This window comes from Enterobacter sp. 186315, from assembly GCF_053290175.1.
Genome location: NZ_JBPTTK010000011.1, coordinates 114637 through 138461 on the forward strand (window position 1 = coordinate 114637; position 23825 = coordinate 138461).

The 23825-nt window shown below is 58.3% G+C and carries 16 protein-coding genes; 4 read left to right on the plus strand and 12 right to left on the minus strand.

The features are described 5' to 3' along the window. Positions 1 to 117: 117 nt before the first annotated feature. On the minus strand, positions 118 to 891 hold the full coding sequence (gene pdeH, locus ACSVHP_RS14355; RefSeq protein WP_234674055.1) for a cyclic-guanylate-specific phosphodiesterase: 774 nt from the start codon (positions 889 to 891) through the stop codon (positions 118 to 120). A 230-nt stretch (positions 892 to 1121) separates the two neighbouring features. Here pdeH and kdgK point away from each other — a divergent pair, with 230 nt between their 5' ends. Further along, positions 1122 to 2051 (plus strand): 2-dehydro-3-deoxygluconokinase, encoded by a 930-nt coding sequence (gene kdgK / locus ACSVHP_RS14360; RefSeq protein ID WP_447552242.1) that lies wholly within the window; start codon positions 1122 to 1124, stop codon positions 2049 to 2051. Positions 2052 to 2148: 97 nt separating this feature from the next. Here kdgK and ACSVHP_RS14365 read toward each other — a convergent pair whose 3' ends face one another. The 9 genes from ACSVHP_RS14365 to bcsR form a co-directional block, all read right to left on the minus strand. Next, a complete protein-coding gene (locus ACSVHP_RS14365) occupies positions 2149 to 3642 on the minus strand; it encodes a M16 family metallopeptidase (protein WP_234674053.1) in 1494 nt (497 codons plus the stop codon). A 225-nt stretch (positions 3643 to 3867) separates the two neighbouring features. Then, positions 3868 to 5154 carry a dicarboxylate/amino acid:cation symporter gene (locus tag ACSVHP_RS14370; RefSeq protein WP_234674052.1) on the minus strand — a complete coding sequence of 429 codons (1287 nt, stop codon included), beginning with the start codon at positions 5152 to 5154 and terminating at the stop codon, positions 3868 to 3870. Positions 5155 to 5313: 159 nt separating this feature from the next. Beyond that, positions 5314 to 7320, minus strand: a complete 2007-nt coding sequence (hmsP, locus tag ACSVHP_RS14375; protein WP_234674051.1) for a biofilm formation regulator HmsP — start codon at positions 7318 to 7320, stop codon at positions 5314 to 5316. A 118-nt stretch (positions 7321 to 7438) separates the two neighbouring features. Then, on the minus strand, positions 7439 to 10936 hold the full coding sequence (gene bcsC, locus ACSVHP_RS14380; protein WP_447552243.1) for a cellulose synthase complex outer membrane protein BcsC: 3498 nt from the start codon (positions 10934 to 10936) through the stop codon (positions 7439 to 7441). Then, positions 10918 to 12024: a cellulose synthase complex periplasmic endoglucanase BcsZ gene (bcsZ, locus tag ACSVHP_RS14385; RefSeq protein WP_447552244.1), complete on the minus strand. Its 1107-nt coding sequence runs from the start codon at positions 12022 to 12024 to the stop codon at positions 10918 to 10920. The genes bcsC and bcsZ overlap by 19 nt, the downstream gene beginning before the upstream one ends. Positions 12025 to 12030: 6 nt before the next feature. Further along, positions 12031 to 14415 (minus strand): cellulose biosynthesis cyclic di-GMP-binding regulatory protein BcsB, encoded by a 2385-nt coding sequence (gene bcsB / locus ACSVHP_RS14390; protein WP_447552245.1) that lies wholly within the window; start codon positions 14413 to 14415, stop codon positions 12031 to 12033. Positions 14416 to 14425: 10 nt separating this feature from the next. Then, a complete protein-coding gene (bcsA, locus tag ACSVHP_RS14395; protein WP_417314901.1) occupies positions 14426 to 17041 on the minus strand; it encodes a UDP-forming cellulose synthase catalytic subunit in 2616 nt (871 codons plus the stop codon). Then, complete coding sequence (bcsQ, locus tag ACSVHP_RS14400; protein WP_234674074.1) at positions 17038 to 17790, minus strand: cellulose biosynthesis protein BcsQ; 753 nt, start codon at positions 17788 to 17790, stop codon at positions 17038 to 17040. Before bcsQ ends, bcsA begins: the two co-directional genes overlap by 4 nt. A gap of 11 nt (positions 17791 to 17801) precedes the next feature. After that, positions 17802 to 17990, minus strand: a complete 189-nt coding sequence (bcsR, locus tag ACSVHP_RS14405) for a cellulose biosynthesis protein BcsR (protein ID WP_417314463.1) — start codon at positions 17988 to 17990, stop codon at positions 17802 to 17804. A 173-nt stretch (positions 17991 to 18163) separates the two neighbouring features. Here bcsR and bcsE point away from each other — a divergent pair, with 173 nt between their 5' ends. From bcsE to bcsG, 3 genes are read left to right on the plus strand one after another with little or no spacing between them, the layout of a single operon-like run. After that, entirely contained in the window at positions 18164 to 19726 is a 1563-nt protein-coding gene (gene bcsE / locus ACSVHP_RS14410) for a cellulose biosynthesis c-di-GMP-binding protein BcsE (RefSeq protein WP_417314465.1), read from the plus strand. Beyond that, positions 19723 to 19917, plus strand: a complete 195-nt coding sequence (gene bcsF / locus ACSVHP_RS14415) for a cellulose biosynthesis protein BcsF (RefSeq protein ID WP_417314467.1) — start codon at positions 19723 to 19725, stop codon at positions 19915 to 19917. Before bcsE ends, bcsF begins: the two co-directional genes overlap by 4 nt. Next, entirely contained in the window at positions 19910 to 21592 is a 1683-nt protein-coding gene (gene bcsG / locus ACSVHP_RS14420; protein WP_447552246.1) for a cellulose biosynthesis protein BcsG, read from the plus strand. Before bcsF ends, bcsG begins: the two co-directional genes overlap by 8 nt. Positions 21593 to 21639: 47 nt before the next feature. Here bcsG and birA read toward each other — a convergent pair whose 3' ends face one another. Together birA and murB are read right to left on the minus strand one after the other, a co-directional pair. After that, on the minus strand, positions 21640 to 22602 hold the full coding sequence (gene birA, locus ACSVHP_RS14425) for a bifunctional biotin--[acetyl-CoA-carboxylase] ligase/biotin operon repressor BirA (RefSeq protein ID WP_234674044.1): 963 nt from the start codon (positions 22600 to 22602) through the stop codon (positions 21640 to 21642). After that, positions 22599 to 23627: a UDP-N-acetylmuramate dehydrogenase gene (gene murB / locus ACSVHP_RS14430; protein WP_447552247.1), complete on the minus strand. Its 1029-nt coding sequence runs from the start codon at positions 23625 to 23627 to the stop codon at positions 22599 to 22601. Before murB ends, birA begins: the two co-directional genes overlap by 4 nt. Positions 23628 to 23825: the final 198 nt, after the last annotated feature.

Genomic DNA, 23825 nt, shown 5'->3' on the forward strand with positions numbered 1-23825 from the left:
TTCCCCTTACCAATGGCCTTACCTTTCATGAATATAGTTCATGGCTTGGGTAAGCGGGGGCGCTGTGTCCGGTAATAGCGCGTACAGGCTACGCGCCATTATGGGAAACAGCTTTAATTACAATGCGATAGTGACGTTATCCAGCGTATCCATTGGCACCGGACGAGAGAGGAAATAGCCTTGCGCCGCCGCGGCAGGCGAGTTTTGCACGTCGCGCCACTCTTCCAGCGTTTCTACCCCTTCGACAATCACCCCCTGGCAATAGCGGTTCATCAGCTGTAGCAGCAGCGTGAAGAGGTTTCGTCCTTCCGGGGTCTGGCGCAGCATGATGAACAGGTCGCGCGCCACTTTGATGTAGTCATAGCGCACTTCGCTGAGCGCGGAGAAGTTCGCCATCCCGGTGCCGAAGTCGTCCAGCCACAGCGGGCCAAACTCGCACATCGAGGCGAATGACGAATCCTGCGGCAGGCGGACGTGTTCCACCAGCTCAAAGCGCATCCACGGCAGCGTGGCGATCAGCGCCTGAAGCTGCGCGTTCTGACGCAGCGCCATCAGGGTCGGGCCGTCCACGTTTACCGAGGCCAGAATGTTGTGCTGCGCGAAGAAGGCCCGCTTAGTCGCCAGCATCTCCAGCTGCTCTTGCAGTACGTCGATGCGCTGGCGCACTGCGACTTCTGCGAAATAGCGATCCGGCGCGATCCGCTGCGTCGGGTTCGACGGGTGGGTCACAACCGTTAAGATCTCGATCGCCATCAGCCGCCCGTCGGTGCGGTAGATCGGCTGATAGGTGTATTCGCGCTCACATTGCAGCCAGTAGCGATGCTCCTGCAAGTTCTCAATACTTGCCTCAGGCGTGGTGCTTAGCCGCTGGATAACCTGCTCTGCCTTCATTTCAGATGCCCTGTTGTATGGGATAGCCTTTCTGGACTCGTCAATGGGTTATCGGCCCGGCAATTGAGAACTTTATGTTCAGCCGGGCGGGAAAATGAAATTAAGATGACAGAAATTGCCAGGAACACGCGCTGGCTCAAATAAAATAATGGAACGTCGTTTTAATATAGTTGACCGCATAATCCACACAACGCACACTAACGTTAATTTATCTGTTCAGGTTCACGACTATGTCTAAAAAAATTGCCGTGATTGGCGAATGCATGATTGAACTGTCACAAAAAGGCGCGGACGTCAGCCGCGGTTTTGGTGGCGATACGTTGAACACGTCGGTTTATATTGCCCGTCAGGTCGCCCCCGACGCGCTCGTCGTGAACTACGTTACCGCACTGGGTACGGACAGTTTTAGCCAGCAGATGCTGGCGTCCTGGCAGAGTGAAAATGTCCAGACGTCTTTGATTCAGCAGATGGAAAACCGCCTGCCGGGTCTGTACTACATCGAAACCGACAGCACCGGCGAGCGCACGTTCTATTACTGGCGTAACGAAGCCGCCGCAAAATTCTGGCTGGAAAGCGACGCTGCGGCCGCCATTTGCGAAGAGCTGGCTACCTTTGACTATCTCTATCTGAGCGGGATCAGCCTGGCGATTCTCAGCCCGGCCAGCCGCGATAAGCTGCTGTCGCTGCTGCGCGAATGCCGCGCCAACGGCGGCAAGGTGATCTTCGATAACAACTATCGTCCTCGCCTGTGGGCCAGCCGTGAAGAGACACAGCAGGTTTATCAGCAGATGCTGCAATGCACCGATATCGCCTTCTTAACGCTGGACGACGAAGACGCCCTGTGGGGTGAGAAGCCGGTTGATGAGGTCATCGCCCGTACCCAGGCCGCTGGCGTGAGCGAAGTGGTGATCAAGCGCGGCGCAGAGTCCTGCCTGGTGGCCGTGGCGGGTGAACCGCTGGTAGAGGTCCCGGCGGTGAAATTAGCCAAAGAGAAGGTGATTGATACCACGGCGGCGGGTGATTCGTTTAGCGCGGGTTATCTGGCGGTGCGTCTGACGGGCGGTACGCCGGAAGCGGCAGCACAGCGCGGACACCTGACGGCCAGTACGGTGATCCAGTATCGCGGCGCGATTATTCCGCGGGAAGCGATGCCGGTTTAAGGGATTACCCCTCACCCCGGCCCTCTCCCCAAAGGGGCGAGGGTGTTCAAGTTCCCTCTCCCCTGTGGGGAGAGGGTTAGGGTGAGGGGGTATACCGTTACTGACCCTGCGGAATATCCGTCGCGTCCTGATGTAAATCATCCGCCACGGCGGGCTGCGCCGCCTGCGTTACCGGCGCCATAATGCCGCTCCAGGTTGCCTGCAACTCTTTCATGTCATATTCCGGCTCGCCCTTCGGCTGGAGCAGAACCAACGCCATATCCTGCGACAGCTGCTGGCGCAGATCCTGATTCAGCATATCCACCGTTAAACCGTTCAGGAAGTCCTGACGCAGCTTCTGGTACTGCTCCGGCGCAATATCCACCACCTGGTTTTGCAGCGAACGAATACGCTGGCTGATCAGAATGTCCGTATCGGCACGGGCGTAGGTTGCAAACAGCTTTTGCAGCTCCAGCTTCTTCTGCCCCACCAGCGCGTTGAACTCCTCTTCGCCGAGCCCCTCTTTACGCACTTTCGCCAGCTCTTTTGCCACCAGCGCGAGGTTCGCGTTCAGCTTATCGCCAGGAGATTCAACGTTAATGGCGCACTGGGCGCGCTGGAACAGCACGCGGCAGTCAAAGCCGAGGCCGATATCCTTGGTGTTGTTTTTGCTGAGGGACTGCTGAACGTGCCAGAACAGCGCTTCACGGGCGAGATCCGCGCGCCAGTAGCGCAGCAGCGCGGAGGATTCACGAATCGGCTGCCACGGCGTGTCCCACATCATCGAGAGGCGGTCCTGGCGCACGGTGTCGGTCATGATGCTGACCGGCTCGGCGCGCAGCGGAGAAAGCGTAGGCACGGGCGCTGGCGCTTCGCGTTTGCCCTTCAGATCGCCAAAGGCCTTGTTGATCTGCTCGACAATCGACCGGCTGTCGACGTTCCCGACCACAATCAGGGTCATGGCGTCCGGGGTGTACCATTTCTGGTAGAAAGATTTCACCTGCTCGGCATCGACGGGCTGCTTCAGCGGCTCGGCCGGATCGTGGCCCAGCAGCGCAGAGCCTTTCAGGCGATAGCGCCACCAGCCCTCTTTGGTATCCGCAGGCCAGGTCGCCACCATGTCGCTGTTGCTCAGGGCATAGTTAACGGTTTCAGGCGTGATAGAGAGTTTACCGGTGGCATCTGACAGATAGGTCAGCGCTTCTTTAAGGAGGTCGTTACGGTTGTTTGGCAGGCTCAGGTTGAACATGGTGTAGTCATAGGAGACTACCGCCGGAGGAAGCGGGCGCTTCGGATCGATGGCCTGTTGCCACAGAGAGCGCACCTGCACCGCTTGCAAACTGCCGCTCTGGGTGAGCGCCAGTCGAGGAATAAAATGGCTTAAACCGGTCTGCTGGGTGCTTTCAGTGAGGGAGCCAGTATTCACAGACAGACGGATTTCGATACGGTCGCTCGGGCGCTGCGGGGTGGCTAACACTTGCCACTGAAAACCATTCGCCAGAGTCCCTTGTTGCCAGGCCGGGTCTGGCTGGAGCGCATCTGCCTGCACATAACTGGCTGCTGCCATCATCAGCAAACCGCCGGTTAAGAGTCGAATTTTTGTGCCCTGCATGTGAACCCCTGATCAACATTCCTGGTTAAAAAGAGTATCTCCCGACGTGGAGCACTCCAAATATGACGATGAAAACACTTCGATTAGACCGCGCGTTCAGCGAAACGTCACGGGCGGAAGTGAAATATACCTAAAAAAAATCTTGTCGAATTATGACAGGTATGAGGGGGTATTATGCGCAGCAGCCCGCATCCCCACAAGGGATAGCGGGCATTTGTGACAATATCAGGAGGAAACACCCTGCGTTTTCGTATCGGAATGGCGGTTATTTAAGGTGTCATCAAGCTTTTTGTGATCCAGCTCTTTCACCCATTTCGCGACGACTACCGTCGCCACACCGTTGCCCACCAGGTTGGTCAGCGCACGCGCCTCGGACATAAAGCGGTCGATACCCAGAATCAGCGCCAGACCCGCTACCGGCAGATGCCCCACCGCAGAGATGGTCGCCGCCAGCACGATAAACCCGCTGCCCGTTACCCCTGCCGCCCCTTTTGATGACAGCAGCAGCACCACCAGCAGGGTGATCTGATGGAAGATATCCATATGGCTGTTGGTCGCCTGCGCAATAAACACCGCCGCCATCGTCAGGTAGATCGAGGTGCCGTCGAGGTTAAACGAGTAGCCCGTTGGAATAACCAGCCCCACCACCGACTTACGGCAGCCGAGCTTTTCCATCTTGTCGAGCATACGCGGCAGCGCGGATTCCGACGATGAGGTTCCGAGCACGATCAGCAGCTCTTCGCGGATGTAGCGGATGAACTTGAAGATGTTGAAGCCTGCCGCGCGGGCAATCGACCCCAGCACCACCACCACGAACAGAATACAGGTGATATAGAAGCAGACGATCAGCTGCCCCAGCTGTACCAGCGTGCCCACGCCGTATTTGCCGATGGTGAAGGCCATCGCGCCGAACGCGCCGATAGGGGCCAGACGCATGATCATATTGATAATGCCGAAAATGACCTGCGAGAAGCTCTCAATCACGTTGAAGATCAGCTGCCCTTTGCTGCCCAGACGGTGCAGCGCAAAGCCAAACAGCACCGCAAACAGCAGCACTTGCAGGATGTTACCGCTGGCGAAGGCGCCAATCACGCTGCCGGGGATCACGTCCAGCAGGAAGGCCACCACGCCCTGGTCTTTTGCCTGCTCGGCATAGACCGCAACCGCCTTCGCGTCGAGCGTGGACGGGTCAACGTTCATGCCCGCACCGGGCTGCACGACGTTAACGATAATCAGACCGATGATCAGCGCGATAGTACTGACCACTTCGAAATAGAGCAGCGCCACGGCGCCCGTGCGACCGACCGCCTTCATGCTTTCCATGCCAGCGATACCGGTAACGACGGTACAAAAGATGATGGGCGCGATGATCATTTTGATGAGCTTAACGAACGCATCGCCCAGCGGTTTCATCTGCGCACCCACTTCCGGGTAGTAGTGACCAAGCAGAATACCGATTGCGATGGCCGTCAGGACCTGAAAGTAAAGGCTCTTGAAGATTGAGGTTTTCATAGGGTGTCCTTGGAAAGAAAAACCACAGGCTTTGTAAGGTTATGGTTAACCTGCGGCTTTAAAATAACACCCACATAACAGGACAGAAATAAAGCAGGTTCAAATTTGAAACAGAAATGTTAAGAACTTTGAGCTGGCTCGCACAAGCCAGCAACAAAATTACACTTTTGCGGGATGGCGTTCGCCGGAGAGGTAACGTTTTTCAAAGATATCCGCAGGCACCGCGCGGCCAAACAGGAAGCCTTGTCCGCTCTCCACGCCCGCCGCCGCCAGCCACTCGCGCTGGGCTTCGGTTTCAATCCCTTCGGCAATGACGTGCAGGTTAAGACTGCGCGCCATCTGGATAATCGCCTCCACCATGCTGCTGTCGTTCGGCAGCCCGTCCACAAAGGCTTTGTCGATTTTCAGCACGTCCACCGGCAGGGTTTTCATGTGCTGGAGCTGGCGCAGCCCGGCATAGCCCATGCCAAAATCGTCCAGCGCGATGCGGATCCCCGCGTTGCGCAGCGGTTTGAGGATTTTCACCGCTTCGTTAGGGTCGTCGATGCGGCGGCTCTCCGTCACCTCCAGGATCAGCGTATCCGGCTTGATGCGGTAGCGGTTAATCAGCTCCAGCATCTCTGAGACCATCGTCGGATGCATCAGCTGGAGCGCAGACAGATTCACCGACAGCGGCAGGGTCACGCCCTGCTCCTGCCAGGCCGCCAGCTGGCGGCAGGACTCTTCCAGCACCCAGTAACCGACGGTCACCATCAGGCCGCAGGACTCAATGCTCTCGATTAACCCTTCCGGCAGCTCCCACGCGCCGTCCGGCTGCTGCATACGCAGCAGGGCTTCGGCGCTTTTCACTTCGCCCGTCACCAGGTTGACCTGCGGCTGGAGCCAGATCGCAAACTGGCGGTTATCCAGCGCGGTCAGAATATCGCTCTCTTCGGTCAGCCGCTGCTGCGCCTTTTCCATCTGCTCCGGGTCAAAGAACTGGATCTGGTTCTTGCCTTTGCGACGGGCGGTGAAGGCCGCCGAGAAGGCGCGGCGGTAAAGCTGTTCGGCAGTGAGATCGCCGTAGAACATCGCAATGCCGATGCTGGCGCTTGGACGAAGCTGGATGCCCTGAATCGGCAACCGCTCATTAATGACAGTGAGTACTTGCTGACCTAGCGTAATGGCGTGCCACGGCTCTTTCACGCCGTGGGCGATAATCACCAGGTCATAGCCGCTAACCTGGGTCAGCACCATGCGCGGTGCCAGCACCGATTTCACCTTCTCGACCAGGGTTAAGAGCAGCACCTCGCGCTGGCTCTCCTGCAACACGCCCGCCGTATCCTGCAAGGTTTCACAGGCCACCACCATCAGCGCGGTGGTCTGCTGGCGGGCGACGGTCTGCTCCAGCATCGCCATCAAAAAGGCTTTGTTCGGCAGCTCAGAGACCGGGAAGCGGGTGGCGCTGCTGTTCAGCTGATCCTGCTGGCGCGAAATACGCTGCTGGTTGAGGTTATAGCTGCGCACCAGCATCCCGATTTCATCGTCCTGGTGCAGGCGCGGCACCTCCAGCTGGTGCCCGACCTGCTCCTGCGGAGGCAGATTGTTCAGCTCCCGGGCGATGCGGCGCAACGGGTGGACAATCAGGCGGTTGATACACCAGGTCAACGCCACGCTCAGGATCAGCGTTAAAAGTAAGTAAGTAGTTACTAACGTCACAACCCAGCTCATCACGAATTTATACATGCGATACGAGTCGGCCTGGAGCACCAGATAGGCCAGCGGCTGCGGGTTCGCCGGGCGTTCAAGGGAGTAAATCGGCAGGGAGATCTGCACCGGCAGCTCAAACATGCGCATGATCATCATCGGCACCGGGCGCTCGGGGATAAAGCTCATGCGCAGCGCCTGGAACTGGTTAGGCAGCACCACGTCGGCGCGGCTGACAATCCCGGCGGGCTGAATGCGTTTCAGGATGCTCTCGGCCTCGGGAATATCCCCTTTCAGGATGGTATAGGAGAGCGGCTCGCGCACCGAGCGGGCAATACTTTCCAGTTGCGAAGCCGTGTTGTAGCGATTCTGCTGTACGGAATGAAACAGCAGAATGACGCAGAACAGGAATACAAACAGCAGGGTAACGGCTGAAACCATTGCCATCTGTTTGATAGTTAAAGAACGGCTGACACGCAAAATGACTCTCCACAAAACTCAAAGCGCAGGGCGCACCGGGCATAAACCTGGTGCGCCTGAGTATACCCGATTGCTGCAATTTTTAGAGAGACTTACAAATCGATTAAGCGAAATCCGATTACCAGTCTGCGTACGGGATGAGCGGCTGCGGCGGCATATCCATGTCGCCCTGCCAGCCAGCGGCTGAATAGCGAACATAGAGCAGCGCATGGCTCGGGGTATAATCTTTTGCCTGCTGAATATCCACGCCGACCCCGACAAACCAGTTGGAGGTGACGCGACGCTCGATAAGGGCCCTGGCGGTATAACCGGTTCCTGACGAGCTGCTGCCGTTTTCAGGCTCATGCTTGTCGGTATACATATCGTTACCTTCGGCATCTTTCTGGTTATCCGGGATCAAGCCCTGCAACGGATAGCGCATCCCGTCTTTGGTCTTCGAGTGCGACCACGACACCGATCCGCCCAGCTCCCACGACCAGTTTTCGGTGCGTTTACGCCAGGTCACCGGCAGCGCGAAGGAAACATACTCCTGCGGGCTGTAATAGCCCCCCTGACCGAGGGTGTAGCCGCTCAGGTCTTTATCGTAGTGCCACAGCATATTGCTGACGCCCACCGTCAGGCGCTCGTTGTTCTTGTTGATGAGCTTGTAGTAGTAGCCGGTCATCCAGCGGGCGCGCCAGTTATCCTCCACGTTTTTACCCGTCAGGCTGTCGACGTTCAGGCTCGACCAGACGCCGTTCGCCTCGCCCTTGTCGTAGCTCAGGCTCACCCCGCCGCCGGTGGAACGCACGCCGCCCCAGGTGGTGTCGGTGTTGGGATCGCGCTGCCCGGCGAAGGCCAGCATCGAGCTGGAGATCGGACGACGATGGGCGTTGACCGTATAGCCAATCGGGCCGAGATCGTTGCTGTAGCTTATGCCGCCCACCACATCGACCACGTCGAAGCCCATCGGCGTGGTGCCGATATCCATCTCCCAGGTTTTATTCTTCCAGCCAACGGCAACGCTCGCGCCGTTCGCGGACTGGTTGGTGCTGCCGTGACAGTCGGTAGCCGCACAGGTCCCCCACTTCGGATCGTACTTCCCGTCCGTGGTATCGAAGGTTCCGGCGTCCATATTGACCAGATCGCTACGGAAGAACATCCGTCCGTCAGAGAGCGGCGCGTCCACCTGCAACATGGTGGTATGGGCTTTGAGATCGGAATAGCCGCCCGTGCCGCTGGAGCCCCAGTAGTCGTGCTCCAGCGTGACGTTAACGTCCTGCTGACGATAGAGATCGCCCGCGTCGCTACGCACGCCGCGCTTGAGCCAGTCGTCCTTCTCGTCGTTGCGCGTCAGTCGGGTAAAGCTGTCGTTATCCGTCGGGCGCGTCTGGGTGATGCCGGACGCCACCATCGCATCTTTGTAGGTTTCCAGCGCCTGCTTCGGCTGGCCGTTCTGCGCCTGGAAGCGCGACGCATCGCGCAGCACCAGCGCATTCTCCATTGACGGCGGCTGGGACGTGGCCTGCGGGATAAGCTTGCTAAAGGTCTGATTTGCCGCCGCCGTGTCCCCAAGCCCAGCCTGGGCCATCGCGATGCGGCGCTGCATGTTCAGCGACTGCGGCTCCCCGGCCTGTTCAGGCGGAAGGGTTGCCAGCGCGGTGCGCGCCGCCTCTTTGTTGCCTTCTGAAATATAGACTTCGGTCAGGCCCAGAATAGCGTCGTCGTTTTTCGGCTCGCGCTGTAGCACGGTGTTATAGGCCGCTTTCGCCCCCGCATAATCGCCGCGCTGCTGCGCCCAGTCCGCGAGGGTTAAGTCAATACGCGTGGAAGCGGGCTGCTGGCGAAGCAGGGTTTCGGCCTCCTGCTCTTTGCCGCCATCGCGCAGGCGGTTCGCCGTTTCCAGCACCTGATTGCTTTGCAGACGATCCGCCAGCTCCTGAATATTGCCGTTCCACTGGGCGCGCGGCAGGGTGTTGAGGTGCGCGAGCGCGGCCCTGTCCTCATCGTTTCCGGAGAGATACAGCCCGGTGGCGTACACCTGTTCAGGATCGTTCGGCTTCTGGCTCGCCAGCTGGCGCATCAGGGTATCGGCCTGACCGCGCTGCCCGGCGCTGTAGAGATCCCGCGACAGGCGATAGGTGATCCACACGTCCCCCGGCGACATCGCCAGCCGACGGCGCTGAATTTCGGCGGCCTGGGCATAGTTGCCCGCGTTTTCCAGCTGCTCCGCCTGCTGCGAAAGCTGCTCGTTGGTGAGGCTGCGCTCAATATCGTCAATGCTGCGGCGCTGGCTGGCGGAGAGCGACTGGATAAACTGCGTCGCTTTTTCCGGCGACTCGGCGCGATAGACATTCGCCAGCCCGCGCACGGCGTTGCTGTTGCCGCTGTCCATTCGCAGCGCCTGGCGATAGTAACGCTCGGCGGCGGCGTTATCTTTACGCGCCACCGCCGCGTCGCCCAGCCCGAGCACCGCGTAGCTGTCGGTGCTATCGACGTTACGCGCCTGCTGGTAATAGCGCTCGGCCTGCGCCGGGTTGTTGGCTTTCAGGGCGGCGTCGCCCTGCTGGATCAGCAGCCAGTAGCGGTTAACCTTCAGCAGGCTGTCCCACTTGCCCCGGTTGTCGCTCTGCGGATCGAGGGCGATCGCTTTTTCAAACTGCGCCACCGCGCGGGCGCGATCCCCTTTTTGCGAATAGGCCTGACCGAGCGCACCGACGGCTTCGCTGTCGGTATGGTTGGCGCTGACCGCTTTTTGCAGCTCGGCGACGGCCTTGCTGCCCTGCCCGGCATCCACCGCCGCCAGCCCTTCGGCTTTGGCGCGGAACGTTGGATCGGCGAGCTGTTTTTGCTGCGCGTCAAGCTGCGCGCGGGCGGCCGTCACGCTGTCGCCGTCGCTGAACACGGTCAGGTATTTTTGCAGCGCGCTGACGCTGGCGCTGCTGGCAGGCTGGTCTTTGATCTGCTGATACCACATATCAGACGCCTGGTTACGCCCGTTGTTGGTTTTCGCCATGCTCTGAAGAACCGCAAAGCCTTCGTCGCGGCGCCCGGTCTGGAAGAGCAGCCCGGCGAGGGTCGCCTGAAGCTGCACGTTGCCGGGACTGCTGGTGTCAATTTTTTTCAGCTGGTTGATGGCGTTATTGCGACGGGCGGGATCTTTCGCCACCACGTTCCAGTATTCCGTCGCCAGATCGCCGCTCGGCGGGTTGCCGCTAAACAGTTTTTCGTAGGCGGTAATGGCTTCCTGAGTATGTCCGGTGGTGGCTAACAGACGCGCCTGCTGCAATGCCTGACGGCCGTCCGGGGTGGAGAGCAGCATGGTGTTGCGGGAGGACTGGTACGCGCCGGAGTCCGGGGCGATCCCCTTCAGGCGGTCCAGCTCCTTCTGCGCCCCGCCGGTATCGCCCTGGCGCAGCAGGTAGCGGAAACGGGCGGCAATGACGTCAGGGTTATTGGGGTCGATCAGCTCCAGGCGGTAGAGCGACTGGCGTACTAAATCTTCGCGCTGCGTCGATTCACCCAGACGCACCTGCTCCAGCAGATGCTGTTGCTGCGGAGAATTGGCGGCCAGGGCCATCGGCATCATGGCCAGGCCAAGCGAAAAAGTGAGTAGATTTAGTGTGAACTTGCGCATTCCTGGCCCCAATCCGGTATTAATTCACCTTTTTCGGTGAAGCGAAAACGGTGCTGATCCCAGCCTTGTCCAAAGAGGGTCAACACGTAGCTGTAATAGGCGTCGTTATCGGGAAAATGATCGGTAACGCGCTGGCGCTGAACGGCCTGCGCGTCACGCTTTTGAAGAAACGGCAGCAGGGAGGCGGAAAAACCGACCGGGCCATCACCCGTGCGTTTTCCGGTCGCGACATCCACCTTCTCAGGGGGCAGCCCGCGGCTGGCGGTCATCGCCGCCATTGGCCGGAAACGCGCCAGCAGCCGTGCTTTTTGCGGATCGTTATCGTTCATCATCCCCACCCAGAGGTAGACGCGAATGGCATCGTAGCTGCCAATCAGGTCTTTATCCTGCTTAAGCAGCCAGCCTTTGTTTTTCTGATACTGCACCCAGTTCGGGGAAAAACCCTTAGGCGCGGTTTCCAGCAGCAGACGCTGGTTCGTTTCGCGAAGGGTGGTCCAGGGGGTGCCAAAGCGGGTGAAATAGCTCGCCAGCTGCGGAGGAAGATAGCTGGGGTTAAAGCGCCAGGTATTCTCTTTTACAAAGCCGATTTTGCCGGGTAAGAGCATGGAGCCCAGCCCCGGCACCTTCACCACCTCTTCGCTGGCGATACGGTTGAGCAGCGCCTTGCCCACGCGGGTGTACTCAGGCTGTTTCCACAGTCGTCCGGCTTCGAGCAGCGACCAGGCGATCCACACATCCCCATCCGAGGCGGAGTTTTCGTCGATCACCGCCCAGCGCTCTTTATCCTTTTGCCCCCACAGCCAGGCGGGCAGATGCGCGGCTAAATCGCCTGCGGCGAGATTATCGCGCGTCCAGCCATACAGCAGGTCAAACGCCTTGCGGTCGTTGGCGGCCAGCGCGAAGAACATGGCGTAGCTCTGCCCTTCGGAGGTGGTAATTTTGCGCGTATCGCTGGGATCGATAACGCGCCCGCCCTCGCTGATATAGCCCTGTTTAAACTGCTCCCAGGCGGGCCAGGTGCAGGCGGCCCGAAGATTCGTCGCCGCCAGCATCAGCGCGGCGAAAACACACCAGCGAAAGGCGTTCATGGCTACTTACTCATGGTCCGGGTTAAGACGACGACGGCTGATGATACGCAGCAGACGCCACAGCACCCACGCCAGCAGCACGACGCTCACCGCCGCGAGGATCGCCAGCAGAACCGGGTGGTTCGACAGCGCATACCACAGACGTTCGAACCACGGCAGATGGCCAACGTAGTAGACGTCGCCCACGCGCAGGCTGTTTACGCCCGACTCGCGAATCACCGACACGGAGCCAAACATCGCCGCACGTTTACCGCTGTCGTTCATCGCATTGTTGAGCAGCTCATATCCGCGCGGGCTGTCTGCCAGCAGCGCGATCACGCTGCGCTGGTCGTTATACGGCGACTGGAAGCCGACGATCGCCGCCATCGGGCCAGTTGAGGTGACCGTGGTCTGCACGGTAGCCTGACGGTCGTTGTTGTCCGGCATGATGCTCGGGAATTCGGTCTGACGCATCGGGGTGTTCACCCACGACTGGGCAGCCTGCACCAGCAGGTCGACGCGCTTGTCGTCCTTCAGCTTGTCCGGGATATTGCCGATCACCATGATGTCGGCGTCTTTGTTCTGGATCTGGCTGCCGTCGTCGGTCAGCGTCAGGTTAATGGCCGGCAGGCCGGTCTGCGCGCCCACGGAGGCCAGCGTATCCAGCAGCGTCGTCACCTGCCCTTCGCTCGGTGATTTTGGCATCACCACGATGGACTCAGAGAGATCTGCCATGCGGCTGAACGGGAAGCTGGCGTTGGCAAAGGCGCGCAGGTCCGGCATCGCCAGGAAGTGATAATACTTCGAGAAGTCGATGGTGGAGTCGTCACCAATCACCACATGGTTCTGCACCGGCTGGAAGGTAATACAGTTATCCACCGAGCCGCCAGGCATCGGGTTCATGTACTGGAAGTCAAAGCGCAGCTGGTTCACCGCGCCGAGCTTAAGCGCCGGAATAGAGACATCGGTTTTGCCATCGAGCAGACCCTGAAGCACCGGCAGACGCAGCATCAGCTGGTTTGTCTCCTGGTTGCTGGTCAGGCTGAAGGATTGCAGGAACTGGTTGTTCAGGCTGATGTCCATACGCGAGCTGTCTTTGGTGGCAGGCGCGGTGTAACGGTATTTCAGGCTGATATCAATGCCGTTGGTGCGCATCAGATACAGATCCGGCGGCAGGTTCAGCGACAGGCTGACCGGCGAAGGCTCAAGCCCGGTGGACTGCAACTGCTCTTCATAGGTTTTCAGCTCACCGAAGGTGATCGCGCGGTCGGTACGCACCCAGTTCGGCGCATCGTACGGTTTACGGGCCAGCAGCGGCTTCACGTTATCCACCGTCACGCTGTTGCCGCGGAACAGCACGTTACCCTGTGCAATGCCTTTCGCGGCCTGGAGCAGGTCTTTGTCATCACGACCGAAGACCACCAGCAGCTTCACGTACGGGTTATCCGGGTGGCTCATCATTTCCACGGTCGGGGCTTTCACCGCCGGGTGATCGCGCAGGAACGACGGGCGTTTATCGTTGGTCGCAAATACGATGGCGTTGCGGTCCGGGAGCTTATCGTACATCACCGGGAAGCTCTGTCCGCGCCAGGCGGAACGCGAGCCAAACCACGAGGCCACAATGGTGGCGGCCAGCTGTTGGGTCGTGTCCGGCGACGCGGCAAACACCATCGGCAGCACAAGCTGACGGTTATCGCGCGGGTCAAAGAACGGCACCGGGAACGCCGAGAGATCGTTTTTCAGCGCCAGCGACTGGTAGGTCATTTGCAGGGACGTATTGCGTCCGACGTCCATCCACAGCGTGCTGCTGGCCGGGTTTTCACACACGTCGCGGTAATGGCCGACAAACTCCAGACGCACGCGGTTGAAGTCGGTGATAAACAGCGGGTTGATCGGCACCTGCGCCAGCGTCTTTTTGCCGAGCTGCTCTTTGGTGACCGGCAGAACGTCCATCAGCTCGTCGTTGAGGTAGACCTTCAGCTGCGACTGCACCGGCAGCAGCGCCGGTGACGGGGTGTATTCGAGGTTCAGCATCGCCTTCGATACCACTTCGTCGCTGCGCATCCCAAACTCAACGCCACCGTTCGGGTTGATCCCGCGCAGCACCATGCTGCCCGGCGGCGGGGCGATCTGCGCGAAGGCGAGCTTCACGTCCCTGGAGGGGGCGTTATCCACTACCACCGGCGCGTTCGCACCCGGCACGCCCGGCATAACGCTGCCTACCTGCTGCGGCGCACCGTCAGCCGGTTGTTCAGGCGCAGCGCTGTCGGCCGCGGTGACGGCCGGCGCGGCGTCTTGCGCCACGGGCGCGGTCGTGGCCGCAGGCGTTTCAGGAGCCGCGTTCGCCATCATAGAGGGAAGCGCACTCATCCCCATTGCCACTGCACATAACCAGGAAAGTTTAGTTTTCATCGCGTTATCATCATTGTTGAGCCATAACCGGGTCCGATTGCTTCGCCTCTTCCCGCTCAGGTCGGCGTGGAATAAACGACACGACCCAGGAAACCAGCGAGGTAAGTGACCGGAAAATTAATTTCACAGACGACGGGGCAAATTCTGCAAGGTGACGATAGCCACGGAACCCCAGCTTAAGAATATCCAGCAGGCTTTCCAGAGGCTTATCTTCCGGGAAGCTGTCCTGCCAGAGAGCCCACGTATCCGCGCGGGCGAACGTACACTGCACAAAATCGATATGCTGCTTTTTAGTCAGCGGCATCAGCTGTAAACCCACTTCGTTACCCAACACGCGCACCACCTGCGTCGGGAAGACATACTCCTGCTGACCGCGCTTGAGCAGCAGGTTGACCTTCTGCCCCTCCAGCACTTTTGCCTGGCCGTTGATCTTGATACCCAGCCCGCCGTCAGAGAAGTCATGCACGGTACAGGAGAAGAGATGGCCGTCTTCGCGGGCAATGGCCGCAGGCATACTGATCTCGACGCGATGCGCCCGGCGCACCTGCTTGCTCTCCACCGACACCGCCACCGCGCCGCCGAGGATAATCAGGTTGTAGAACACCCACGCCAGGCTCACGAATACGGTCAGGATTTCGTTTTCCGGGCCGTAGTAGTAGCGCCAGATCCCGGCAATCACCCCGACGATATTGAGCAGCACCAGGAAGATATACGGACGGGAGATCACCCAGTCGACGTACTCCTCTTCCACCAGCCCGCCCTTCGCGGTGACGTTAAACTTGCCCTTGTGCGGGTTAATCAGCGCCACCATCGTTGGCGGGGCGATATACCAGGCGAGCACCGTTTCGTAGATTTCACTCCAGAACGAGTGGCGGTATTTGCCCTGAATTTTGGAGTTGGTCAGGCTCGCGTGGATCATGTGCGGTAGAACGAACAGGGCAATCATCAGCGCCGGGGCGTAGATGATGTAGGCGTGCAGAAGCAGGAACGCCAGCGGCGCGGTCAGGAAGATAAGCCGCGGAATACCCGACAAGAAGTGGAACATGGCGTTGACGTAGCACAGGCGCTGCGCCAGCTTTAAGCCTTTGCCCGTCAGCGGGTTATCCAGGCGGAAAATCTGCACCATGCCGCGCGCCCAGCGAATACGCTGGCCGATGTGCGCGGAGAGCGACTCGGTCGCCAGCCCCGCCGCCTGCGGAATACGCATGTAGGCCGAGGTGTGTCCACGACGGTGTAAACGCAGGGAGGTGTGGGCATCTTCGGTCACCGTTTCAACCGCAATGCCGCCAATCTCATCCAGCGGGCCGCGGCGAATCACCGCACAGGAGCCGCAGAAGAAGGTCGCATCCCACATGTCGTTACCGTCCTGCACCAGGCCGTAGAACAGCGTCCCTTCGTTCGGGGTTTTGCGGAAACGGCCGAGGTTACGTTCAAACGGATCCGGCGAGAAGAAGTGGTGCGGCGTCTGCATCATCGCCAGCTCTTTCTCTTTCAGGAACCAGCCCATCGTCATTTGCAGGAACGAGCGCGTCGGGACGTGGTCGCAGTCAAAGATGGAGACAAACTCCCCTTTGGCATATTTCAGCGCGTTGTTGATGTTCCCGGCTTTGGCGTGTTCGTGCGTGGTTCGGGCGATGTACTCCACCCCTACCTGGCTTGCGAACTGGCGGAACTCTTCGCGACCGCCGTCATCGAGGATCCAGATTTTGAGCTTATCTTTCGGCCAGTCGATACCCAGCGCCGCGTAAATGGTGTTTTTTACCACGCTCAAATCTTCGTTATAGGTTGGCACGAAGAGGTCAACGGACGGCCACTGGTTGGTGTCTTTCGGCAGCGGAACGGGCTGGCGGTTGAGCGGCCAGATCACCTGGAAGTAGCCCAGCACCAGCACAATCCACGCGTAGGTTTCAGCAAACAGCAGGATCAGACCGCACACCAGGCTCACCGGATCGTCCCAGTTCAGGGTCGAGGTGTAACGCCACCAGATATAGCGGCAGGACACGGTCAGCGACAGCACGATCAGCATCAGCGCCGAGAAGCGACCCGGAATACGGCGCACCAGCAGGGCCACGCCCCACAGCAGGATCAGGAAGGTAAACTGCGCCAGCGGGTTAAACGGCTGCGTGATGCAGACCAGCGCCAGGATCAGCGAGAACACCACAATCACGCCGAGAATAAAACGACGCAAACCCGGATGGAGGTGTCCGAGTTCTTTGTGGTTATCCAGATGGCTGGTCCTGTCGCCCACGCGGTCAGGAAGCCGGTCAAGCCACTGATGGTAGCGTTCGCGCAGGTTTGCCGCCCGGTCGAAGCTGCGCCAGCGCGGGCGAGGATTCTCTTGCCGCGCTGAGGTCGCTATCAGCCATACCGCCTGAATCGCATAGCGTGCGGGATCTAACGGCCGTGGCCGATCGGGGTTAATGTGCGGATAGAGCGCGTGATGTTCAGCCCGAATGCGCTGCCAGCGGGGGTGTTCAAGGGGGATAAACATCCAGGCCAGCACCATCCAGAAACAGCCGAGCGCGGCGCTTAATGGTGACGCGCCGTGCCGACGGTAGTGGCGGTAGCGTTCGCTTAAGCGCGCGCTGACCGGCGGGATGAGCAACCAGCTGGACAGGCGGCTCATACCGCGCTCCCGGCAGATTCCGCCCTTTTGGCAAAGTGCAGCAGACACCAGTTCGCCAGCGTCAGGATCTCTTCGGCCGCCAGCGAATCACTGCGGTACTCGCCGAGCGGCTGTTTGGAGGCGAGGCATTCCGCCATGCCTTCATCGCGGTGGATAACCATCGGCATCAGGCGGCGCTGGCTTTGCAGCCACACCTGATACAGATCGTCCTGAATCTGGCTGCCGATGCGCAGGTCGTTAATCAGGATATGCGCCTGCGCGGGCAGCGCCTGCTGGTGCAGGCGGATATGGCAGTTGGCGTCGACGTTGGCAATCGACAGGATATGGTCGCAGAAAGAGATCAGCTGACGGGTCAGCGGGTCGTTGCCGTGCGGCAGATCGAGCAAAATCCACTGATAATGCCCCTCCAGGCTCAACCGCTCCAGCGCGCGGGTGAACAGCTCCAGCGTCGGCTGGTGCGCAGCATAATTTTCCTGTTCACGACGGGTCAGTTGACCAAAGGGGAGCAGATCGAGCTGGGAGGTGTAGCGCATTCCGGCGTCCTGCCACTCTTTGCCATCAATCAGCGAGCGCGCCCAGCCGTCGGGACGGTTGAAATCAACGTTAAAGGACATGCGCAACAAATTATCGGGGCAGGCATCAATAACCAGCACCGATTCGCCTAATAACTGTAATGACCACGCCAGCGCCGCGGTCACGGATGTCGTACCGACTCCACCACGGACGCCCTGTAATCCTAGTATGGCCATCAATGGCTTCCTTATTGTTGTTGAGCAAATTCAGCCAATAATGGCCAGCGTTTAATAGCCGCCGCCAACTGTTCCCGCTGGGAAATATCGGTGTAATCTATTTCAGGCAATGAAAAAGCCTGAGTTAACGCCAGGAAATCGTTTTGGAATGTGTATCCAAGAGTGGAATCGATGGGGGTTCCGGACTCGTTATTATGCATTTTTCTCTCATCCCACTGAGTAAAATCGTACGATCAGATGTAGCGAGGCATCCTGCCTGAGAATTTTCGTTTACATGCTAAATCTGATGTTCTTTAATTTCAATGTTAGGTTTATTTCTTCGCTTTCGCTAGTAAACTGAGATACAGATAAATTAGATGAAAAGAGGGAAACCGTGGACTCCATATTTTCTATTGGCATCCAGTCTTTATGGGATGAATTGCGCCACATGCCGGTCGGAGGAGTCTGGTGGATTAACACGGATCGCAACGAGGACGCCGTAAGCCTGGTAAATCAAACAATTGCTGCGCAGGCCAGGGATGCTCGCGTTGCCGTTGTCACCATGGGCGAAGACCCGAAGACAATCATCAGACTTGCCGACGAGAGCGGCCCACAATCCGTGCGGCTATTCTCAATGACAACAGAGGCGGAGAGTCTCTACTTTCTGCCCCGCGATATTCAGTGCACGCTCGATCCCGACAACTATTTAGTGATTCTCAAATGTTCTAATAACGCACTGCATAATATATCAAATGAGAAGCTGCTTAAGTGGCTGCAAAAAATCAATAAATGGGCCCGCAATCAAAATTGCACCCTGCTGGTCATTAACCCTTGCACTAATAATGATAAGTTGTTTTCGCTGTTGATGACGGAATATCGCTCCCTGTTCGGGCTCGCCAGTATCCGCGACCAGGCTGACAGTTATCTTTACGATATTGCCTTCTGGTGTAATGAAAAAGGGGTAAGCGCGCGCCAGCAATTGACCCTCAAACATATCAATAATGAATGGCATCTCGCGCAGCAGGAAGAGACCGTGGTGCAGCCGCGCAGCGATGAAAAACGCATCGTCAGCCATATTGCAGTATTAGAAGGTGCGCCTGCGCTGTCTGAAAACTGGACGCTGCTTGAGACCAACGAAGCGGTATTCAATGAAGCCCGTACCACCCAGGCGGCGACAATCGTCTTCTCGCTGATGCAGAATAATCAAATCGAATCCCTGGCGCGCCATATTCATACCCTGCGCCGCCAGCGCGGCAGCGCGTTGAAAATCGTAGTGCGTGAAAATAACACCAGCCTGCGCGCAACGGATGAACGTCTGCTGCTGGGCTGCGGCGCAAACATGGTGGTGCCGTGGAATGCCCCGCTCTCCCGCTGCCTGACGCTGATCGAAAGCATTCAGGGCCAGCAGTTTGGCCGCCACGTGCCGGAAGATATCTCCACCCTGCTGTCCATGACCCAGCCGATGAAGCTGCGCGGCTATCAAAAGTGGGACACCTTCTGCGACGCCGTTGGCAATATGATGAGTAACACCCTGCTTCCGGCTGATGGCAAAGGCGTAATGGTGGCGCTGCGCCCCGTACCGGGCATTCGCGTTGAGCAAGCGCTGACGCTCTGCCGCCCGAACCGCACCGGGGACATCATGACGATTGGCGACAACCGTCTGGTGCTGTTTTTATCTTTCTGCCGGGTCAACGATCTCGACACGGCGCTGAACCATATTTTCCCGCTGCCAACGGGGGATATTTTCTCTAACCGAATGATCTGGTTTGAGGACAATCTGATTAGCGCAGAACTGGTGCAAATGAGAACTCTGGCACCGGAACAGTGGGTAAAACCGCTGCCGATGACCACCGATGAAAAACCTATTCTCAATGCTAAGCATGACGGACATGTCTGGCGCCGAATACCTGAACCCCTTCGCCTGCTGTCTGAGAATAAGGAACATGCGTCATTATGAATATCAGCGACATTATTCAACTGGTCGTACTTTGTGCGCTTATTTTCTTCCCGCTGGGCTATTACGCTCGCCATTCCCTGCGCCGTCTTCGCGATACGGCCAGAATTCTTTTTGTAAAACCTCGCTACGTTAAACCAGCCGGAACACTGACACGGGCGACAAACGCCAGGGCAAATCGAAAACATGACTAATTCTTCCTATACCTCTTCGGCGCCGTCGCCACTCTGGCAATACTGGCGCGGACTGTCCGGCTGGAACTTCTATTTTCTGGTCAAGTTTGGCCTGCTGTGGGCGGGCTATCTGAACTTCCACCCGCTGGCTAACCTGGTGTTTATGGCTTTCCTGCTGATGCCAATCCCGAACATCAGGCTGCACCGTTTACGCCACTGGATAGCTATCCCGATTGGTTTTGGCCTCTTCTGGCACGACACCTGGTTACCGGGACCTGAGAGCATTATGAGCCAGGGCTCGCAGGTAGCGGGATTTAGTACGGACTACCTTCTCGATCTGACCGAGCGCTTTATTAACTGGCAGATGATTGGCGCGGTGTTTGTGCTGCTGGTGGCGTGGCTGTTCCTGTCCCAGTGGATCCGCGTGACGGTGTTTGTGGTGGCAATCCTGGTCTGGCTTAACGTGCTGACGCTGGCCGGGCCGAGCTTCTCCCTGTGGCCGGCGGGTCAACCGACCACCACGGTAACAACGACCGGCGGCTCGGCGGCAGCAACCGTGGCAACCGCAGGCGATACACCGGTGGTGGGTGATATTCCCGCACAGACCGCGCCGCCGACCTCTACCAACCTGAACGCCTGGCTTTCCAGCTTCTATACCGCGGAAGACAAGCGCCAGACCAAATTCCCGGATGCGTTGCCTGCGGACGCGCAGCCGTTTGAACTGCTGGTAATCAACATCTGCTCCCTGTCGTGGGCGGACGTGGATGCGGCGGGGTTGATGTCGCACCCGCTGTGGTCGCATTTCGATATCCAGTTCAAAGATTTCAACTCGGCGACCTCCTACAGCGGCCCGGCGGCGATCCGCCTGCTGCGCGCAAGCTGCGGTCAGCCGTCGCATAAAAACCTGTATCAGCCTGCGGGCAACCAGTGTTATCTGTTCGATAACCTGTCGAAGCTCGGCTTTACGCAGCATCTGATGATGGGCCACAACGGTCAGTTCGGTAACTTCCTGAAAGAGGTGCGTGAGCAGGGTGGAATGCAGGCGCCGCTGATGGATCAGACCGGTCTGCCGGTTTCGCTGCTGGGCTTTGACGGCTCACCGGTTTACGACGACACCGCCGTGCTGCAACGCTGGCTGCAAACCGTCAGCAAAGAGGGCGAAAACAGCCGCAGCGCGACCTTCTATAACACCCTGCCGCTGCACGACGGAAACCACTTCCCGGGCGTGAGCAAAACGGCGGATTACAAAGTTCGCGCCCAGAAGCTGTTCGACGAGCTGGACGCGTTCTTTACCGAACTGGAAAAATCGGGCCGCAAGGTGATGGTCGTGGTAGTGCCAGAGCACGGCGGCGCGCTGAAGGGCGACAGAATGCAGGTATCTGGCCTGCGTGATATCCCAAGCCCGTCAATCACAAACGTGCCCGCCGGGATTAAGTTCTTCGGCATGAAGGCACCGCATGAGGGTGCGCCGATTGAAATCACGCAGCCGAGCAGCTATCTGGCGATTTCAGAGCTGGTTGCCCGCGCGGTTGACGGGAAGCTGTTTGTCGAGGACAGCGTGAACTGGAACCAGCTCACCAGCGGTCTGCCGCAAACGGCGGAGGTGTCGGAGAATGCGAACGCGGTGGTGATCCAGTACCAGAATAAACCGTATGTTCGCCTGAACGGCGGGGACTGGGTGTTGTATCCGCAGTAACGCCTCTTAAAGAGTGATAAAGAAAAGGGAGCCAATGGCTCCCTTTTTTATTCCGCGCTGCGTAGCGAGATCTCGCCGCCAACCCAGGGCTTAATCACGCCATCCTGCTCCAGCAGTAATGCGCCCTGCGCGTCAATTCCGCGAGAAATCCCGTAGATTTCCTTTTCACCAATCAGCAGCTTAACCGGGCGATTGATAAAGTTGTCCAGCTTCTCCCAGCGCGACAGGAACGGTGCCAGACCCTCTTGTTCGAACAGCGTCAGGGAGCTGCGCAGCTCTTTGATCATCCGCACGGCAAGGGTATTACGATCGATAGTGATCCCCGCTTCCTGAAGGTTGGTCCAGGCCTGGTTAACCACGTCCGCCTGCACGTTACGCATTACCATGTTCACGCCTGCGCCAATCACAATCTGCGCGGCATCGCCAGTTTTTCCCGTCAGTTCGACCAGGATCCCCGCAAGCTTGCGATCCTGTAGGTAGAGATCGTTCGGCCATTTAACGCGAACCTTATCCGCGCCCAGATCGTGCAGGACCTCCGCCATCACAATCCCGATCACCAGGCTTAAACCGATAGCGGCAGCCGGCCCCTGCTCAAGACGCCAGTACATAGAGAGGTACAGGTTGGCGCCAAAGGGTGAGAACCACTTGCGCCCGCGACGACCGCGACCGGCCTGCTGATATTCCGCCACGCAGGCATCGCCCGATTTCAGTTCGCCGAGACGATCCAGCAGATACTGGTTGGTCGAATCGATAACCGGCAGGACAGCCACGTTCCCGTGCTCAATCTGACTGCGGATCAGCTCTTCGCTGAGGAGCTGGATTGGCTCCGGCAGACTGTAACCTTTGCCAGGCACGGTAAAGACATCCACACCCCAGTCGCGGAGCGTCTGGATGTGCTTGTTAATGGCGGCGCGGCTCATTCCCAGCTGCTCGCCGAGCTGCTCACCGGAATGAAACTCACCGTCGGCCAGAATGCCGATCAGGGTTAAGGGGATAGTGTTATCCTTCACGCAATGGCCTCCACGGCATTCACTTCGCCCGAACGACCAATGAAGCGAACTTCCGGTTCGAGCCAGACGTTAAACTTCTCGCCCACACGCTGGCGTACATGATGTGCCAGCTGAACCACGTCGCTGCCGGTCGCATTGCCCTGGTTAACCAGAACCAGCGCCTGCTGACGATGAACGGCAGCACCACCGACGGTAACGCCCTTCAAATCGCAGCGATCGATAAGCCAGCCCGCAGCCAGCTTTACGCTGCCATCGGCCTGAGGATAGTGCGGCGCCATCGGCCAGGCTTCAATAAACGCTTTCGCCGTTTCGCCACCGATCACCGGGTTTTTAAAGAAACTACCGGCATTTCCGTTCACTTTCGGGTCGGGCAGTTTGGTCATGCGCATGTGGCATACGGCGTCAAACACCTCTTTCGGGGTGACCGTGGCCGGATCGAGGCGGGTCAAATCGCCGTAAGTGAGCACCGGATCCCAGGCTTTCGCCAGGCGCAGGCCGACGGCAACAATCACGTAGCGATCCTGGTATTCATGTTTGAAAATGCTGTCGCGATAGCCAAAACGACACTGTTCGGCACTCAGACGCAGCGCCTGGCCGGTTGCCAGCTCGATGCAGTCGACATATTCACAAACATGTTTAAGTTCAATGCCATAGGCACCGATATTCTGAATAGGTGACGATCCGGCGCAGCCCGGGATCAGCGCAAGGTTTTCCAGCCCAGGCATCCCCTTTTCAAGCGTGTACTGCACGAGCCGGTGCCAGTTTTCTCCCGCCCCCACGTGCAGATGCCAGCTGTCGTCGGCTTCTTTAACGTTAATTCCCATGATGCGATTAACGATCACGGTTCCCGCAAAATCTTCGAGAAACAGGACATTACTTCCTTCGCCCAGAATCAGTACAGGTTCACCGTTTTCTGTTGCGTTTTGCCATGCATCCAGCAGTTGCTGGGCATTTTCGGCACGTACAATTTCATTCGCATTACGCTGAATACCAAAGGTATTCCAGGGCTTAAGGGAGTGGTTCATAGAGGCTATCCTGATGCAAAAACCGGGATAGTTTACCGTATATACAGTGGGATGGGTGATTAGTTTACGGGGGATTATATTTTGTAGGCCGGAAAACCGGCTGTATGTGTTGCGCTGACCAAAGCAAAAAACCCCGTACCTTACGGTACGGGGTTTTTCTTGATTGATGCCTGGCAGTTCCCTACTCTCACATGGGGA

Bases quoted from the DNA above. Each gene is read 5' to 3' on its own strand.
- pdeH (WP_234674055.1), bottom strand. From the start codon at position 891: ATGAAGGCAGAGCAGGTTATCCAGCGGCTAAGCACCACGCCTGAGGCA.
- kdgK (WP_447552242.1), top strand. From the start codon at position 1,122: ATGTCTAAAAAAATTGCCGTGATTGGCGAATGCATGATTGAACTGTCA.
- ACSVHP_RS14365 (WP_234674053.1), bottom strand. From the start codon at position 3,642: ATGCAGGGCACAAAAATTCGACTCTTAACCGGCGGTTTGCTGATGATG.
- ACSVHP_RS14370 (WP_234674052.1), bottom strand. From the start codon at position 5,154: ATGAAAACCTCAATCTTCAAGAGCCTTTACTTTCAGGTCCTGACGGCC.
- bcsC (WP_447552243.1), bottom strand. From the start codon at position 10,936: ATGCGCAAGTTCACACTAAATCTACTCACTTTTTCGCTTGGCCTGGCC.
- bcsZ (WP_447552244.1), bottom strand. From the start codon at position 12,024: ATGAACGCCTTTCGCTGGTGTGTTTTCGCCGCGCTGATGCTGGCGGCG.
- bcsB (WP_447552245.1), bottom strand. From the start codon at position 14,415: ATGAAAACTAAACTTTCCTGGTTATGTGCAGTGGCAATGGGGATGAGT.
- bcsA (WP_417314901.1), bottom strand. From the start codon at position 17,041: ATGAGCCGCCTGTCCAGCTGGTTGCTCATCCCGCCGGTCAGCGCGCGC.
- bcsQ (WP_234674074.1), bottom strand. From the start codon at position 17,790: ATGGCCATACTAGGATTACAGGGCGTCCGTGGTGGAGTCGGTACGACA.
- bcsR (WP_417314463.1), bottom strand. From the start codon at position 17,990: ATGCATAATAACGAGTCCGGAACCCCCATCGATTCCACTCTTGGATAC.
- bcsF (WP_417314467.1), top strand. From the start codon at position 19,723: ATGAATATCAGCGACATTATTCAACTGGTCGTACTTTGTGCGCTTATT.
- bcsG (WP_447552246.1), top strand. From the start codon at position 19,910: ATGACTAATTCTTCCTATACCTCTTCGGCGCCGTCGCCACTCTGGCAA.
- murB (WP_447552247.1), bottom strand. From the start codon at position 23,627: ATGAACCACTCCCTTAAGCCCTGGAATACCTTTGGTATTCAGCGTAAT.